Source organism: Mycolicibacter heraklionensis, from assembly GCF_019645815.1.
GTDB classification, from domain to species: domain Bacteria; phylum Actinomycetota; class Actinomycetes; order Mycobacteriales; family Mycobacteriaceae; genus Mycobacterium; species Mycobacterium heraklionense.
In genome coordinates, this window is sequence record NZ_CP080997.1 from 2,517,987 (window position 1) to 2,532,314 (window position 14,328).

General features: G+C 69.2%; 17 protein-coding genes and 1 pseudogene. 5 read left to right on the top strand and 13 right to left on the bottom strand.

From position 1 onward, the window contains the following. Positions 1 to 26: 26 nt before the first annotated feature. The gene (locus tag K3U94_RS23700; protein WP_230987604.1) at positions 27 to 596 is read right to left on the bottom strand and encodes an isochorismatase family protein; all 570 of its coding nucleotides are present in this window, start codon (positions 594 to 596) and stop codon (positions 27 to 29) included. Between the two features lie 54 nt (positions 597 to 650). Continuing rightward, positions 651 to 965: pseudogene (locus tag K3U94_RS23705) on the bottom strand (DUF2784 family protein); the annotation flags it as partial. Positions 966 to 1,057: 92 nt separating this feature from the next. Between K3U94_RS23705 and K3U94_RS11850 the strand changes: the two are divergent. Then, on the top strand, positions 1,058 to 1,597 hold the full coding sequence (locus K3U94_RS11850; protein ID WP_047317868.1) for an RDD family protein: 540 nt from the start codon (positions 1,058 to 1,060) through the stop codon (positions 1,595 to 1,597). A gap of 9 nt (positions 1,598 to 1,606) precedes the next feature. Here the strand turns inward: K3U94_RS11850 and K3U94_RS11855 are convergent, their stop codons facing one another. Then, positions 1,607 to 3,115 (bottom strand): carboxylesterase/lipase family protein, encoded by a 1,509-nt coding sequence (locus K3U94_RS11855; RefSeq protein ID WP_220696594.1) that lies wholly within the window; start codon positions 3,113 to 3,115, stop codon positions 1,607 to 1,609. A gap of 153 nt (positions 3,116 to 3,268) precedes the next feature. On the opposite strand from K3U94_RS11855, the gene K3U94_RS11860 reads away from it, so the two are divergent. Further along, on the top strand, positions 3,269 to 3,976 hold the full coding sequence (locus K3U94_RS11860) for a hypothetical protein (RefSeq protein ID WP_220696595.1): 708 nt from the start codon (positions 3,269 to 3,271) through the stop codon (positions 3,974 to 3,976). A gap of 3 nt (positions 3,977 to 3,979) precedes the next feature. On the opposite strand, the gene K3U94_RS11865 is transcribed toward K3U94_RS11860, so the two are convergent. After that, positions 3,980 to 4,318, bottom strand: coding sequence for a hypothetical protein (locus K3U94_RS11865; RefSeq protein ID WP_047317871.1), 339 nt, complete (start codon positions 4,316 to 4,318; stop codon positions 3,980 to 3,982). Positions 4,319 to 4,458: 140 nt separating this feature from the next. On the opposite strand from K3U94_RS11865, the gene K3U94_RS11870 reads away from it, so the two are divergent. After that, positions 4,459 to 4,794 (top strand): RNA polymerase-binding protein RbpA, encoded by a 336-nt coding sequence (locus tag K3U94_RS11870; protein WP_046284032.1) that lies wholly within the window; start codon positions 4,459 to 4,461, stop codon positions 4,792 to 4,794. 43 nt (positions 4,795 to 4,837) lie between these two features. On the opposite strand, the gene K3U94_RS11875 is transcribed toward K3U94_RS11870, so the two are convergent. From K3U94_RS11875 to K3U94_RS11890, 4 genes are all read right to left on the bottom strand, one after another. Next, complete coding sequence (locus K3U94_RS11875; protein WP_220696596.1) at positions 4,838 to 5,590, bottom strand: polyprenol monophosphomannose synthase; 753 nt, start codon at positions 5,588 to 5,590, stop codon at positions 4,838 to 4,840. Further along, entirely contained in the window at positions 5,583 to 7,364 is a 1,782-nt protein-coding gene (gene lnt, locus K3U94_RS11880; RefSeq protein ID WP_220696597.1) for an apolipoprotein N-acyltransferase, read from the bottom strand. Before lnt ends, K3U94_RS11875 begins: the two co-directional genes overlap by 8 nt. Further along, positions 7,357 to 8,889, bottom strand: a complete 1,533-nt coding sequence (locus tag K3U94_RS11885) for an amidohydrolase (RefSeq protein ID WP_220696775.1) — start codon at positions 8,887 to 8,889, stop codon at positions 7,357 to 7,359. Before K3U94_RS11885 ends, lnt begins: the two co-directional genes overlap by 8 nt. A 115-nt stretch (positions 8,890 to 9,004) precedes the next feature. Next, entirely contained in the window at positions 9,005 to 9,493 is a 489-nt protein-coding gene (locus K3U94_RS11890; RefSeq protein WP_230987555.1) for an FxsA family protein, read from the bottom strand. A gap of 78 nt (positions 9,494 to 9,571) precedes the next feature. Here K3U94_RS11890 and K3U94_RS11895 point away from each other — a divergent pair, with 78 nt between their 5' ends. Continuing rightward, entirely contained in the window at positions 9,572 to 10,273 is a 702-nt protein-coding gene (locus K3U94_RS11895) for a dienelactone hydrolase family protein (RefSeq protein ID WP_047318104.1), read from the top strand. Between the two features lie 4 nt (positions 10,274 to 10,277). On the opposite strand, the gene ric is transcribed toward K3U94_RS11895, so the two are convergent. The 4 genes from ric to K3U94_RS11915 all read right to left on the bottom strand — a co-directional run bounded on the left by ric (position 10,278) and on the right by K3U94_RS11915 (position 12,733). Further along, the gene (gene ric / locus K3U94_RS11900; RefSeq protein ID WP_220696599.1) at positions 10,278 to 10,976 is read right to left on the bottom strand and encodes an iron-sulfur cluster repair di-iron protein; all 699 of its coding nucleotides are present in this window, start codon (positions 10,974 to 10,976) and stop codon (positions 10,278 to 10,280) included. A gap of 79 nt (positions 10,977 to 11,055) precedes the next feature. Further along, on the bottom strand, positions 11,056 to 11,445 hold the full coding sequence (locus K3U94_RS11905) for a PPOX class F420-dependent oxidoreductase (protein ID WP_220696600.1): 390 nt from the start codon (positions 11,443 to 11,445) through the stop codon (positions 11,056 to 11,058). A 61-nt stretch (positions 11,446 to 11,506) separates the two neighbouring features. Next, positions 11,507 to 11,839, bottom strand: a complete 333-nt coding sequence (locus K3U94_RS11910; RefSeq protein ID WP_047317876.1) for a hypothetical protein — start codon at positions 11,837 to 11,839, stop codon at positions 11,507 to 11,509. Between the two features lie 144 nt (positions 11,840 to 11,983). Further along, entirely contained in the window at positions 11,984 to 12,733 is a 750-nt protein-coding gene (locus K3U94_RS11915; RefSeq protein ID WP_220696601.1) for an SDR family NAD(P)-dependent oxidoreductase, read from the bottom strand. A gap of 35 nt (positions 12,734 to 12,768) precedes the next feature. Here K3U94_RS11915 and K3U94_RS11920 point away from each other — a divergent pair, with 35 nt between their 5' ends. Then, positions 12,769 to 13,182: a F420-dependent biliverdin reductase gene (locus K3U94_RS11920; RefSeq protein ID WP_047317878.1), complete on the top strand. Its 414-nt coding sequence runs from the start codon at positions 12,769 to 12,771 to the stop codon at positions 13,180 to 13,182. On the opposite strand, the gene K3U94_RS11925 is transcribed toward K3U94_RS11920, so the two are convergent. Further along, entirely contained in the window at positions 13,179 to 14,324 is a 1,146-nt protein-coding gene (locus tag K3U94_RS11925) for a M24 family metallopeptidase (RefSeq protein WP_220693855.1), read from the bottom strand. The two genes, K3U94_RS11920 and K3U94_RS11925, sit on opposite strands and share 4 nt — an antisense overlap. Positions 14,325 to 14,328: the final 4 nt, after the last annotated feature.

Below are 14,328 nucleotides of genomic sequence, written 5' to 3' on the forward strand. Positions count from 1 at the left end.
TACCGCGAGCCCACCGGATCCTCCCGTCAGGCCGCCTCCACCACCGTGACACCGGCGCTGCGCATCGCGGCCAGCGCGGCGGCCGTCGACTCGGCGGACACGCCCGCGGTCAGATGCGGCAGCACGGCGGTCGAAAACCCTGCGGCGACAGCGTCTTTGGCGGTGGCGCACACGCAGTGGTCGGTGGCGACACCGGCTACGTCGACGCTGTCCACATCGTGCCGGCGTAACCAGTCGCCCAGCGAGGTGCCCTCGTCATCGACGCCCTCGAATCCGCTGTATCCCGCGCTATAGGCGCCCTTTTTGAAGACCGCCTCGATTCGGTCGGTGCTCAGTGCGGGATGAAACTGCGCACCGGTACTTTCCGCGACGCAGTGCGGCGGCCAGGATGTCTGGTGGTCGGGGTGCTCGGAGAAGTGCGGGCCGGGGTCGATGTGCCAGTCCTGGGTGGCCACCACGTGCGCATAGCGGGCCTGGCCCGCCGGGCTGTCCACGTAACGGCTGATGTCGCGGGCGACGTTGACAGCGCCTGCCACCGGGAGGGCTCCCCCGTCGCAGAAGTCGTTCTGCACATCGACGATGACCAGCGCCCGCATGGGTCCACAGTATCGTCGGCGCCGCAGCGCTTCTCGCCCATACAGCAGCCAAGAACCGAGGACGGTCACCAGCACCGCGACGTCGACTTCGGTGGTCCAAGCGGGCGGGTAGAGCACACCGGCCAGATAGTGGGTGATGAATCCGTCCGGCGGCAGCGGGGCCATCCCGCCGGCGGCGCGAACCCGTCGTTCCAGCCAGGTCAGCGGGCAGTCCAGATGCGCTACCACGATCAGCGCCGCCCAGAAGGCCGCTACACCGTGCAGCCACAGAGTGCGCGGCCACCGCACGGCGAGAAAGCCGCCGACCACGACGTAGCCGACGAACGCAAGGTGCGACGCGACGATGAGCGCCACCGCGATCTGGTACATCGGTCCGCCGTTTCGCCCTCCGCAGAAACCGCTTCCGCCCCTGATCGTCACGGTACATTGGCGGACATCCAACGTGGTCAGGAGCGAAACTGATGACAACCGGCGATTTCGGCCCGAACGGTCCAGGCTATGGTCCTGGAGGCCCCGGATATGGCCAGCCCGGCGGTTATCCGCCGCCGCAGGGCTGGGGGCCGCAGCCCGGATGGGGACAGCAACCGGGTGGGCTGGGCCGGCGCTTTTGGGCCCGCGTGCTCGACGGTGTGCTGGTCGGGATCGTGTCGTTCTTCCTGTCGGTGTTCGTGTTCTCCGACGATTACCCGTTCCTGGTGACCGGCCTGTTCTCCGGGGTGCTGACGTTCGGCTACTTCGTGCTGTTCGAGGTGTCCCAGGGGGCCACCCCCGCCAAGCGGCTGCTGGGCCTGGCGGTGCATGGGCCCGACGGGGTGTCGAAGCCGACGGCTTCGCAGTCGGCCATCCGTAACTCGTTCACCTTGCTGGCCGTGGTCCCCTACATCGGTCCGCTGCTCGCCTTCGTCGCCTACATCGTGATTGCGGTGACGATCAGCGGCAGCCCGACCAAGCAGGGCAAGCACGACGAGCTGGCCGGCGGCACCCGGGTCACCCGGGCCTGACGCGGAAGGTCAGCGGGCCAGCGAAAAGCCCTGCCAGGCCTTGCGTCGCTCCGGCGCCGGGTCGAATTCCAGACGGGTCTTGCGGTCGAACACCATGACGGCGCGCTCGTCGGCGGTGTAGGCCGGCCAGCCGTCGCCCGGTAGTCCCGTCCGGCCGAACGCGCCCCAGCGTCGCTGCACCTGCTTGCTGACCTGCAACGCCGTCCGGCGGTCGGCGCCCGCGGTGAGCAGCCGCCCAAACCCGCCGCTGCGATACACGTCGAACACCGCGAACAACTCGGTGGCGTGCGTGGCACCCATCCCCGACCAGCGCAGCATCCGCGGCGCGTAGTCGTAGCGGTAGACGTAGGTGGGGGCGTGGGCGCCGTGGGCTTCGGCGATCTCCCACACCGCCGCGTTGAAGGCGAAATCACCGCCGAGCTGGATGCAGGCCGCCCGCTTCGGGTAATCGGGATAGGCGGCGATGATGCGGTCACGCACCCCCGCGTCGGCGCCGGCCAATACCGCCTCGACCATCGGCTCGTCGACCGGCAGCATCCTCAAGAACCGAGTGAACAGGCGTCCTTCATCGGCGTTGCTGCCCACGATGAGCGGCACCCCGTGGGCCGATCCCTGCCGCATCGCCTCGACCGGATCCACCGGCAGCACGTCGTCGCCGCTCACCGGGCCGATCGGGAACGCCCCCAGCATGTCCCGGTTGCCATCGGCGATCAACCGGTCCTGTGCGGCCAGCAGCTCCGACGGCGTCACCCGCAGCAGGGCCTGGGCGCCGTCGGACGGGCGTACCCCGAGCAACGCGGCGAATCGCTCTGCGAATGCGGCGGCGATGTCGGTGTTGCGCACCAGCCCCGCGGCCGGGCTTTCGGCGATCGCACGAGTGAACAGACCTTGCGCGGCGGGAACCGCCAACAGGGTGGCAACGGCATGCGCACCCGCACTTTCCCCGAAGATGGTGACGTTGCCGGGGTCGCCGCCGAACGTCGCGATGTTCTCCTGAACCCAGCGCAGGGCGAGCACCAGGTCACGCAGGTACAGGTTGCTGTCCAGGGTGACGTCGGCAGTCGACAGGGACGACAGGTCCAGACACCCGAGCGCACCCAACCGGTAGTTGACCGACACGTACACACAGCCGCGCCGGGCCAGCGTCGCGCCGTCATAGATGGGGGTGGCCGAACTGCCCATGATGTAGCCGCCACCGTGGATGAACACCATGACCGGCAGTGGGCCCGCGCCGGTGTCCTCCGGGGCCACCACGTTCAGCGTCAGGCAGTCCTCACTGGTCGGCTGGAACCGGCCGGGGCCCAAGACGGTGTAGAACCGCTCCTGCGGCGCGCAGTTGGCGAATCCGTGGCAATGGCGCACCCCCGACCACGGCTCGGCCGGCTGGGGCGCGCGGAACCGCAGCGGGCCGACCGGCGGGCGGGCATAGGGGATGGACCGCCATCTGCGCACCCCGTCACGGACGAAACCCTCCACAACGCCGGTGGCGATGCGGGCCTGCACAGGGTGGTTATGCATGAGGCGAACGGTAGCGAATCACCCGGTGGTTAGCGAACCTCGACGAAGGAGAGGTGAGGCTGGACCGCCGCTTGAGCCCGGTGGTTAGCGAACCTCGACGAAGGAGAGGTGAGGCTGGACCGCCGCATAAGCAGGGCCGGTTAGCCTAACGGCATGCGTCTCACCGGGCTGATCGCCGTACTGCTGTTGATCGCCGGATGTTCTGGCGCCAAGGTCGAAGAGCCGGAGCCCACTTCGACTGGGCCGGTCACCTCGAGCGCGGCACCGCCGTCGACGTCGGGGACGTCAACCTCAGCCAAGCCGGCGGGGCCACTGGCTCCCCCTGCTGCGGGCGCGGCGATCGCCGACGTCATCGCCTGGATCGAGGCCGGCCGGCCGGTCGACGCCGCCGAGTACCACAAGACCACCCGCGACGGTGAGGTCACCGACCTCATCGACGATGTCGCCTTCACGGTGCCCGCTGCGCCCCGCCGTGCCACTACCTGCATCACCGATGCCGGTTCCCCCGACAGTGCCCTGGCCTGTGTGGTGGACCTGGCGAACCCGCCCGCGCAGCCCGCCGACGTCTACGGGGAGTGGAAGGGCGGCTGGGTCGACTTCGGCGGCAACACGCTGCGGGTGGGATCCGCGCACGGCGATCCGGGCCGGTTCGTGCACGGCGAGGGGGCGCAGCTGCCGGACGGATCGGCCTTGTCGTTCGGCGACTATCGCTGCCGGGCGGATCGAGTCGGGCTGATCTGCGTGAACTACGCCCACCGGTCGGCGGTGCTGTTCAGCCCGCAGGGCATCGGAACATTCGGCTGCCTGCACCCGGTGCCGCCACCGGCCGACGCCGGCGAGCTGTTCAGCTGCGCAAGCTGACCGTCAGCGCCAGCGGTCGGCCGAATCGACGGCCTGCAGCAGGATGTCGCACAGCTGCCGCAGCTCGTCGTGGGGAGCGTTTTCGGACAGCGCGGTTGCGATGTCCTCGGCCGCGCACCGCACCTGATAGACCCGGTCGGACAGTGCGGTCGCTTCGTCGGCCGAGAGCACCACGGAATCCGGCGTCAGCGCGGTCGTCTTCCCGCTGCTGATCAGGGCGCGCTGCTCGTAGGCGCGCTGCCGGCACGACTGTCGGCAGTATTGCCGGCGCCGACCGATCCCGGCATCACCCACGTCGCGGCCACACCATCGGCACGGCTGCGGGCGGGGGCTGCGGGGCACGTCTGCACACCTTAGTCCGGGGACCGCGACGTTCCCGGTATCATGAGAGGTCGCGCCACGTGCGCCGGGAACTTCACAGGGTCCGCTCGCGTTGACACTCGCGAGGCATTTTTCACCAATAGGCATAAGGAGAGTGGGTCATGGCTGATCGTGTTCTGCGGGGCAGTCGGCTGGGAGCCGTGAGCTACGAGACCGACCGCAACCACGACCTGGCGCCGCGCCGCATGGCGCGCTACCGCACTGACAACGGTGAAGAGTTCGAGGTGCCCTTCGCCGACGACGCGGAGATCCCCGGCACCTGGATGTGCCGTAACGGCCTGGAAGGCACCCTGCTCGAGGGCGACCTGCCCGAGCCGAAGAAGGTCAAGCCGCCGCGCACCCACTGGGACATGCTGCTGGAGCGCCGCTCGGTCGAAGAGCTCGAAGAGCTGCTCAAGGAGCGCCTGGAGCTGATCAAGACGAAGCGGCGCGGCTAAGCCTTCGCCGCTCTTTCGGCCCCGGCGCTGTGCCCGCGGCGAACTAGCCGCGGGCGCTCCGGAGCCGGTTCACCCGGCCGCCGATCCCCCACCGCGCGACCTTGACCATCGCTTCGCGGATGTTGGAACCGCTCATCTTCGACACGCCCAGCTCACGCTCGGTGAACGTGATCGGCACCTCGGTGATGGTGAAGCCGCTGTTGACGGCCCGCCAGGTGAGGTCGACCTGGAAGCAGTAGCCCTTCGAGTCGACCGCGTCCAGGCCGATCTTCTCCAGCACCCCGCGACGGTACGCGCGGTAGCCGGCGGTGATGTCGTGGATTCCGACGCCGAGCAGCAGACGCGCATAGGTGTTGGCGGTCTTGGACAGCACCAGCCGGCGCACCGGCCAGTTCCGCACCGTCCCGCCGTCGACGTAGCGCGAGCCGATCGCCACGTCGGCTCCGGCGTCGATGGCGTCCAGCAATCGGTAGAGCTGCTCGGGTGCGTGGCTGCCGTCGGCATCCATCTCCACGATCACCTCGTAGTTGCGCTCCAGCCCCCAGGCGAAACCGGCCAGGTAGGCCGCGCCCAGGCCGGCCTTGGAGGTCCGGTGCATCACGTGAATGCGGGCGGGGTCGGCGGCCGCCCGCTCGTCGGCCAGCTTCCCGGTTCCGTCCGGGCTGCCGTCGTCGACGACGAGGACGTGCACGTCGGGGCGAGCCTGCTGTAGCCGGTCCAGGATGAGCGGCAGGTTCTCCAACTCGTTGTAGGTGGGGATGACCACCAGCGTGTGCAGGCTGGGACGCTCACTCATCGGCGCCGTTCCTCCCGTTCTCCGCATCGGCGCCGGTGCGGCCCCGCTTGACATGACGTCGCGTAATCCGACCGCGCATGAACGTTCCATTTTGCCGTATGGCGGCCAGCAGGGCCGCAACGGCCGCTCCGAGCAGCACCCATTGGATCACTGGCGCCCACCGGGTCGCGGGCGTCAGCGTGGTCTTGAGCCGCAGGTGGCTGTCGAGATAGGCGGGCTCGAAGAAGGCGGTGCGGGCCAGCTCGCGTCCGTCGGGGGCGATCACGGCACTGATTCCGGTGGTCCCGGCGACCACGACGTAGCGGTCGTGCTCGACTGCGCGCACCTTGGCGAACGCCAGCTGCTGGTCGCTCATCGTCTCGTCGAACGTCGCGTTGTTGGTCGGTACGGCCAGCAGCTGGGCGCCGGCGAGCACCGACTGGCGCGGCGCGCGATCGAAGATCACTTCCCAGCAGGTGGTCACCCCGATCGGGACGCCGGCGACATGCACCACCCCGTTGCCGTGGCCAGGAACGAAATACCCTGCCCGGTCGGCATAGTCGGACAGGTGGCGGAAGAACCCGCGCCACGGCAGGTACTCACCGAACGGCTGCACGATCCGCTTGTCGTGGCTCTCCCCCGGCCCGGTGCGCGGATCCCACACCAGCACCGAATTCGACGCCACCGGATTGTCCCGGCTCCAGCCGGACGCGGCACGTACCGTGCCCACCAGGATCGGGGCGTCGATCGCTTGGGCGGCGACGGTGATCTGCTGCGCGGCATCGATGTTCGTCAGCGGATCGATGTCCGAGGCGTTCTCCGGCCAGATCACGAACAATGGCTGCGGGGCGCGCCCGGCCGCGACATCCTCTGCCAACCGCAGGGTTTCGCGGACGTGATAGTCGAGCACCTCGCGGCGCTGGGCGTTGAAATCGAGGCCGAGCCGCGGCACGTTGCCCTGCACGGCGGCCACCGTGATCGTCGGTTCGTCGCCCGCGCCCACCCCGGAACGGCGCACCCCCGGCCACACCACGACGGCGGTCAGCATCACCAGGCAGATACACAGTCCGGGCACCAGCACCGCCGGTGGGCGGTCGGCGGATCCGGGTGCCGGTGGATGCCGCAGCCAGCGCACGATCTCGATGGTCAGAGCGGTGCCGGCGCAACCGATCAGCACCACTCCGGTCGATAACAGCGGAACGCCGCCGAGCGCCACCAAGGGCAGCAACGGTCCGGCGGTCTGGCCGTATCCCGCGGCACCCCAAGGGAACCCGCCGAACGGGAATACCGACTTCGCCCATTCCTGGGCCGCCCACAGCAGCGCGAACCAGATCGGCCAGCCGGCCAAAGAGCGCACGGCGACCGCCGCCGATCCGAACAGCGCGGGAAACAGTGCACACATCAGGGCCAGCATCAGCCAGGGCAGCGCGCCGACCAGCCCGCCCACCCACGGCAGCAGCGGCAGATAGAACGCCAGGCCGAACAGCAGGCCGTAGCCGAAACCTCCGGCCACGGTGGTCTCGCGGCGAACGAGCACCCAGCTCAGCAGCGCGAAGGCCAAAATCGCGGCCCACCACCAGTTCAGCGGGGGAAAGCTGGAACGCAACAGCATGCCCGCGCCCACCGAGGCGGCCAGCTGCGCCCAGCGATCCGCGGCGGCGAAGCCCAGCCGTTCCAGTCGGTTCGGCCCCGGCGGGTCGGCGTGGGTGAGAACGTCACCGGCCGATTGGGTTGGCACCCCATCGGCCGGGTCGGCGGGGGTTTCGGCAGCCGGTTCGTCGGTGGTCTCAGCCATGCAGAACCACACCACGGTGCACAGTGCGACGGCATCGGGGGCTGGCGCCGGACTCGATCACCGGCAGCACGGGCACCCGTGCGCGCGGATCGGTCGACCACCGCTGGACCTTGTCGCGGGGCGCCTCGACGGCCAGGGCGCTGGTCTCCCACACTGCGTACGACGCGGGTGCGCCGGCCACCAGCGTCCCGGTGATGCCGTCGTTGATACCGGCTGCCCGCCAGCCACCCCGCGTCGACGCGGCGAAAGCGGCCCGCATCGACACCGCACTGCCCGGCGTGCGGTGGTGGGCGGCTGCGCGCACGGCAGCCCACGGATCCAGTGCGGTCACCGGGCTGTCAGAACCGAACGCGAGGGGCACGCCTTGGGATGCTAACAGCGCGAACGGGTTCAGCCCGGCGGCTCGCTCGGCGCCCAGCCGCTGAGCGTACATGCCGTCCTCGCCGCCCCACAGGGCGTCGAAAGCCGGCTGCATGCTGGCGATCACGCCCCAGGAACCCAGCTTCGCGGCCTGTTCGGCGCTGACCATCTCCAGATGCTCCAGGCGGTGCCCGCACCGGGCCACCGCCGGCACCCCGAATTTCTCCACCGCCCGTTCCAGTGCCGAAACCACCGTGGCGACCGCGGCGTCGCCGATCACGTGAAATCCGGCGGTCACCTCCGCCTCGGTACAGGCGCACAAGTGGGCGGTGACCGCGTCGATATCCAGATGACTCACCCCGGTACAGCCGGGTGCATCGGCGTAGGGCTCGTGGAGCCAGGCGGTGTGCGAGCCCAACGCCCCATCGACGAACAGATCGCCGCCGAGCCCGCGGGCGCCGGTGTCGGCGATCAACTCGCGTGCCCGGGCTGCGGTGGTGACCGCTTCGCCCCAGTAGCCGACGACCTCGACACCGTGGCCTGCATCGCTGCGGGCCCGTAGTTCGCGCCAGTCGTCGAGGCCGCCGATGTCCGGGCCTGCGCATTCGTGTACCGCGACGATCCCGGCCGCGGCGGCGGCATCCAGTGCCGCCGCCCGGGCTTCGGCGCGCTGCGAGGCGGTGAGCAGGGTGCCGGCCACGGTGCGGACGCGGTGGTGGGCGTCGCCGGACAGCGGGGCGTCGGCGTCGATACTCGGCGGCAATCCCGGGACCAGGTTCCGCAGCGCGGTCGAGGCCAGCGCGGAGTGGACGTCGGCGCGAGACAGGTATGCCGGTCGATCCCCCACCGCGGCGTCGATGGCCGCGGTGTCCGGGGCACGGCCCTCAGGCCAACCGGATTCGTCCCAGCCGTGCCCGCGGATCGGCTCGCCAGGATGGGCCGCGGCGTAGTCGGCGATGAGTTGCAGGCAGTGCTGTGCCGAGGTCGCCGGCCGGAGGTCCAGCCCGATGCGGCACAGCCCGGTATCGGTGACGTGGAGATGACTGTCCACGAAAGCCGGTGTCACCAGCGCGCCGTCGAGTTCGATCACCTCGGCCTGCGGGAACTGCTCACGGCCGACGTCGTCACTGCCCAGCCAGGCCACCACACCGTCCCGGACCGCCATCGCGGTGGCGTCCGGATGACTCGGGCTGTGGATTCGCCCGCCGAGCAGCAAAGAGACAGGTCTGCCGGTCACAACGGTCACGACGTAGAAAGTACGGGTTGGCGGAGGCTGCGGGTCAGGCGACCGGAAGGGCGCGCTGCCCGACCTCGGTGACGTCGACAAATTCGGCGTCGATGTAGTCGGCTCGGCTCCCGGGTGTGCGCCGGGTGGTGTACCACTGCCGACCGACCGCGGCCGCAGCCACCAGCGGGGTGTGCCTGCCCAGCGCGGTGGCGGCCACCGCGGCCAGCAGCGGGCGGGCCGCGGCCCGAGTCGGGGGCGCCAACAGCAGCAAACCCACCAGCGAGGTCACGGGTCCCGGAACGAGGACCAGCAGGGTGCCGGCCGTGACCAGCCCGCTGTCGGCGAGAACGCCGGGGTCGGCGGGCTTGCGCAGGCGACGGATCTGGCGCCTGATCTGCCCGCTCGCCAGCACCAGGCCGGCCAGGAAGGTGCCCAGCAGCACCAACGTCGTCCAGCCGAACCCGATGGTCCAGATCAACGCGACAACCGCCGCCACCTCGACCAGGGCGTAGAGACCGAACATTCGCAGCACAGTGCTCACCATGCCATCCCAACGTTCGGGCCGGTCATGTGGTTCCAGACCGTCGCGGCGACGCACTGGGACGGCAATACTGATGCGATGACGACGATCCACATCGACGCGCCCGCCGGACCCATCGACGCGCTGCTCGACATTCCCGCCGGGCCCGGGCCGTGGCCCGGTGTGGTGGTGATCCACGACGCGATCGGCTACGGCAGGGACATGCAGTCCATCTCCGGACGTGTCGCGGGCGCGGGCTACCTCGCGCTGTCGCCGAACCTGTACTCCCGGGGCGGCCGGGCGCGCTGCATCACCCGGGTGATGCGGGAGCTGCTCACCCAGCGTGGCCGTGCACTCGATGACATCCTGGCCGCCCGCGATCACCTGCAGGCCATGCCGGAGTGCTCCGGCGCGGTCGGTATCGCCGGCTTCTGCATGGGCGGCCAGTTCGCATTGATCCTGGCGCCCAAGGGGTTCGGGGCCTCGGCGCCGTTCTACGGTGTGCCGCTGCCCCGCCACCTCGAGCAGACCCTCGACGGCGCCTGCCCGATCGTGGCCAGCTTCGGGGGCCGCGACCTGATGGGCCGCGGCGCCGCCGATCGGCTACGCCGGGTGGTCGAGGACAAGGACATCGCGCACGACATCAAGGTGTATCCCAGCGTCGGTCACAGCTTCGCCAATCAGCTGCCGGCCCAGCCGCTGATCCGCATCGCCGGCTTCGGCTACGACGAGGCCGCGACCGCCGATGCCTGGGCACGCGTGTTCGGCTTCTTCGGCGAGCACTTGCACGCCACGGCCTGACCGGTCAGGCCGGACCGCCGGCCGCTGCGAGCACCCGCGGGAACAGCACGTTGTTCTCCTTGTGCACATGCAGATGGATGTCGGACTCCAGGTCTGCAAGACCGGCCAGCATCGCGGTGTAGCTGGCGCAGGCGTCCGCCGGGACGGTGTAGCCGTTGGTGAGCTCACGCAGTTCGGCCAGCAGATGACCGGCATTGTCGTGTTCCTGTTGGTTCTCCGCCAGTTCGGTGCGCACCTCGTCGGGCAGCGGGCGGTCCGGGCGCCCGGCGTGCAAGCTGATCTCGGGGAACAACAGCGTCTCTTCGGTGCGCAGGTGCGGCTCCATGCCGGCTCGAAGCTGGTGGAAGACCTCGCGGACCCGGCGCAGTTCGCTGTGCTTGGGGCCGTGCACGCGCGCCACTTTGTCGACCAACTCCGCCAACCGCGGGAACTCGTCCCACAGGAACCGATGGTGGGTGCTGACAATGTGGGCGATCAGCGAGGTGTCGTCGTACTGCGCCCAGTCGGCCGGCCGGCCTGGTTCGTTGGCGTTGAGCGCGGCCAGCAGTTCGTCGGCGTCGACTCCGTCGGCGGCGCACGCCGCGGCCAGGGAGCGCTGACCGTGGCAGCAGAAATCGATCCCGAATCGGCTCAGGATGCGGGTGCTGGACGGGTCGGCGGTGACGATGTCGCCCAGGATCTGATCGGAAGTGACGGTGACCATGGTGGCTCCTAGCGGTCGGGGTTCCGATCTAACAATGCTAATTTTGATGAGCAAAATCCATTATATGTGACGCAGTCGATCACGCAGGGTCGGCCGGGGTCAGGGCCAGCCCGACGTTGGTGCGCATGCCACCACGCAGCTTGCTGAAAAAGTTGAACACGGGCCCGATGAGCTTGTAGCGCTTGCCGATCGCCGCATAGACGGCGCCGTTGTGCGACTTGTCCAAGACCGTGGCGACGGCCTCGATCGCCTCGCTCTTGGGTCGGCCTCGCACATCGCAGACCGCCAAGGTGACTCGCGAGGTGTTGCGGATTCGCTTGACTTTCCAGGATGACTCCTGGGTGATCACCAACAGCCGGTCTCCGTCGGCCGCGGCCCACACCGGGGTCGGCTTGGGCCGGCCGTCCTTGGTGAAAGTGGTCAGCAGCAGATAGTCGGACTTGGCGATCTGGGCGAAAGTGGGGGCCATGCCCGCGAACCTACCCGCCCGGAGCCCCGGCGACAGCGACGCACACCGAACAGCCGAACGGCTACAGCGGTGGGCGGCTCGCGATTGGATGCAAGTCGGCGAGCTTGGGCAGCTCGGACTTGGGCTGCTCGGCTTTCGGCTGCTCGGCATCCACGAATGCGGCTACGGCATCAAGCGTGATCAGTCCGTAGCGGACCAGCAGATCAACCGCGTTCAGACCGAAATGGGTGGCAACCCGGATCAGGTTGTCGGCGGTGATCAGACGCCCTTCATGCGCAGCCTTGTAGTAGGCAGACTTCCGATAGCCGAAGGCCTCGTATACCTCGGTCGCCGGGAGCGGCCTACCGACCAGGTAGGGCAGCACAACCGACGGATCCTTTTTACGATCGTCCATGGTTTTACACGCTAGTCCTGTCAGGCTGGAATAGGTCAGTAAATTATATCGAAATTCTTCGGGTATTCCCACAACCTGGGAATGTCGGGTTCCGTGACATCGTACGTAACGCCCAGTCGCGGCCCTAGGCCGGGTCCCGCTTTGTTAACGCGGCATCCGGCGCCAGACGGCCTGCGGCAGCAGTCGCAGTGCGGCGAACAGCGGGCGCAGCTCCCACGGCACCCACACGGTGCGGCGGCCCCTGCGCAGGGCCCGGGCCGCCGCGAGCGCCACCTGCTGCGGGGTGCTCGCCAGCGGTGCGGGATCCATGCCGACGGTCATCCGGCCGACGACGAAACCCGGTCGCACGGTCAGCAGTCGCACACCCGTGCCGTGCAGTGCGTCCGCGAGCCCGCTGGCGAAGCCCTCGAGACCGGCTTTGGCCGAGCCATAGACGTAGTTGGCCCGTCGTACCCGCACCCCGGCCACCGAGGAGAACACCACCATGCGGCCCCGGCCGGCGGCGCGCATAGCCGTGGCCAGATGGGTGAGCAAGCTGATCTGGGCGACGTAGTCGGTATGCACGACGGCCACCGCGTGCGCCGCGTCGGACTCCGCGCGGGCCTGATCGCCCAGGACGCCGAATGCCAACACGGCGGTACCGATCGGGCCGTGCTCGGCAATCAGTGCCGCCACCAGAGGCCCGTGGGCGGTCAGGTCGTCGGCATCGAACTCTTTGGTGTGCACCGCGACCGCGCCCGCGTCGCGCACCGCGGCGACTTCGGAGTCGAGCCGATCGGCGGACCGGGCCGCCAGCACCACCGTCGCGCCCGGCGCGAGCTGCTGCGCCAGTTCGAGGCCGATCTCACTGCGTCCGCCGAAAATCACCACCGGCCCGTGCACCGTGTCGTTCACGGCTGAGATTATCGCCTGCGCTAGCGTGGGCGGTGATGGCGAACGCGACGACTCGACTCACCAGTGACGCGTTGGCGTTTCTCACCGAACGTCACCTGGCGATGCTGACCACCCTGCGGGCCGACAATTCGCCGCACGTAGTGGCGGTGGGCTTCACCTTCGACCCGAAAACCCACATTGCCCGCGTGATCACCACCGGCGGTTCGCAGAAGGCAGTCAACGCCGAACGGGCCGGGGTCGCCGTGCTGAGCCAAGTCGACGGGGCGCGCTGGCTCTCGCTGGAAGGCAGCGCCACCGTCAACGACGCCCCCGCAGCGGTTCGTGACGCCGAACTCCGTTACGCCCAGCGCTACCGCACGCCCCGGGTGAATCCGCAGCGTGTGGTGATCGAAGTCCAGGTGGAACGGGTGCTGGGTTCTGCCGATCTGCTCGACCGCGGCACCCGCTAGTCAGCCGACTCTGGCACCGGCACCACCACCAGCTCGTGCGGCCGATTGTTCAATGACTCCGCACCGTCGGCGGTGACGATCACGATGTCTTCGATGCGGGCACCCCACTTGCCGGGAAAATAGATGCCGGGTTCGACCGAGAACGCCATCCCCGCCCGAAGCGCCTCCTCATTGCCGGCGACGATGTAGGGCTCTTCGTGCACGGACAGGCCGATGCCGTGCCCGGTGCGGTGCACAAAGTATTCGGCCAGCCCGGCGCCGGCCAGCACGTCGCGCGCTGCGGCGTCGATCTGCTGTGCCGTCACCCCCGGGCGAACACTGGCAACGGCGGCACGCTGCGCCTCCTGCAGTATCGAATAGTGGTGTGCCACATCTGGACTCGGATCACCCAGGCTGTAGGTCCTGGTCGAGTCGGAATTGTATCCGGGCTCCACCGGTCCGCCGATGTCGACGACCACGATGTCACCGGCTTGCAGTACCCGCTCGGAGCATTCATGGTGCGGATCGGCGCCGTGCGGGCCCGAGCCCACGATGATGAAGGCCACCTCCGAATGTCCTTCGGCCACGATCGCTTCGGCGATATCGGCGGCGACGTCGGCCTCGGTGCGGCCCGGCACCAAGAACTCCGGCACCCGGGCGTGCACCCGGTCGATCGCCGCACCGGCCTTGCGTAGGGCATCGATCTCGCTGGGGTCCTTGATCATTCGCAGATCACGCAGGACTCCCGTCGCCAAGACGGGCGTGGTGCCGAGCACGTCGACCAGTGGTAGCAGATGCAGAGCCGGCATCGAGTCGGTGACAGCGACCGCCGACGACGAAACTCCACCCAGCGCCTCGCCCACCATGCGATAGGGGTCCTCACCGTCGACCCAGTCCCGCACCGCCACACCCAGGTCGGCCACCGCGGACTCGCGCAGCGCCGCCAGCTCCAGGCGCGGCACCACCATGGTGGGCGAACCCGCAGCCGGCAGCACCAGCGCGGTGAGCCGCTCGAAAGTCTGGGCCCGCGACCCGATCAGGTAGCGCAGGTCGTAGCCGGGGGTGATCACCAGGCCGGCCAGCCCGGCGTTCGCGGCGGCGGAGGCTGCGGCGGTCAATCGGTGGGCGTAGACGCTGCTGTCGAACCGGGAAGTCACGCACATCAGG

Coding starts and splice junctions, on each gene's coding strand:
- ric (WP_220696599.1), bottom strand. CDS start 10,976: ATGGTCACCGTCACTTCCGATCAGATCCTGGGCGACATCGTCACCGCC.
- K3U94_RS11885 (WP_220696775.1), bottom strand. CDS start 8,889: ATGGCGGTCCGGGACGGTGTGGTGGCCTGGCTGGGCAGTGACGACGTC.
- K3U94_RS23700 (WP_230987604.1), bottom strand. CDS start 596: ATGCGGGCGCTGGTCATCGTCGATGTGCAGAACGACTTCTGCGACGGG.
- K3U94_RS11905 (WP_220696600.1), bottom strand. CDS start 11,445: ATGGCCCCCACTTTCGCCCAGATCGCCAAGTCCGACTATCTGCTGCTG.
- K3U94_RS11895 (WP_047318104.1), top strand. CDS start 9,572: ATGACGACGATCCACATCGACGCGCCCGCCGGACCCATCGACGCGCTG.
- K3U94_RS11925 (WP_220693855.1), bottom strand. CDS start 14,324: ATGTGCGTGACTTCCCGGTTCGACAGCAGCGTCTACGCCCACCGATTG.
- K3U94_RS11850 (WP_047317868.1), top strand. CDS start 1,058: ATGACAACCGGCGATTTCGGCCCGAACGGTCCAGGCTATGGTCCTGGA.
- K3U94_RS11855 (WP_220696594.1), bottom strand. CDS start 3,115: ATGCATAACCACCCTGTGCAGGCCCGCATCGCCACCGGCGTTGTGGAG.
- K3U94_RS11910 (WP_047317876.1), bottom strand. CDS start 11,839: ATGGACGATCGTAAAAAGGATCCGTCGGTTGTGCTGCCCTACCTGGTC.
- K3U94_RS11860 (WP_220696595.1), top strand. CDS start 3,269: ATGCGTCTCACCGGGCTGATCGCCGTACTGCTGTTGATCGCCGGATGT.
- K3U94_RS11920 (WP_047317878.1), top strand. CDS start 12,769: ATGGCGAACGCGACGACTCGACTCACCAGTGACGCGTTGGCGTTTCTC.
- K3U94_RS11870 (WP_046284032.1), top strand. CDS start 4,459: ATGGCTGATCGTGTTCTGCGGGGCAGTCGGCTGGGAGCCGTGAGCTAC.
- lnt (WP_220696597.1), bottom strand. CDS start 7,364: ATGGCTGAGACCACCGACGAACCGGCTGCCGAAACCCCCGCCGACCCG.
- K3U94_RS11875 (WP_220696596.1), bottom strand. CDS start 5,590: ATGAGTGAGCGTCCCAGCCTGCACACGCTGGTGGTCATCCCCACCTAC.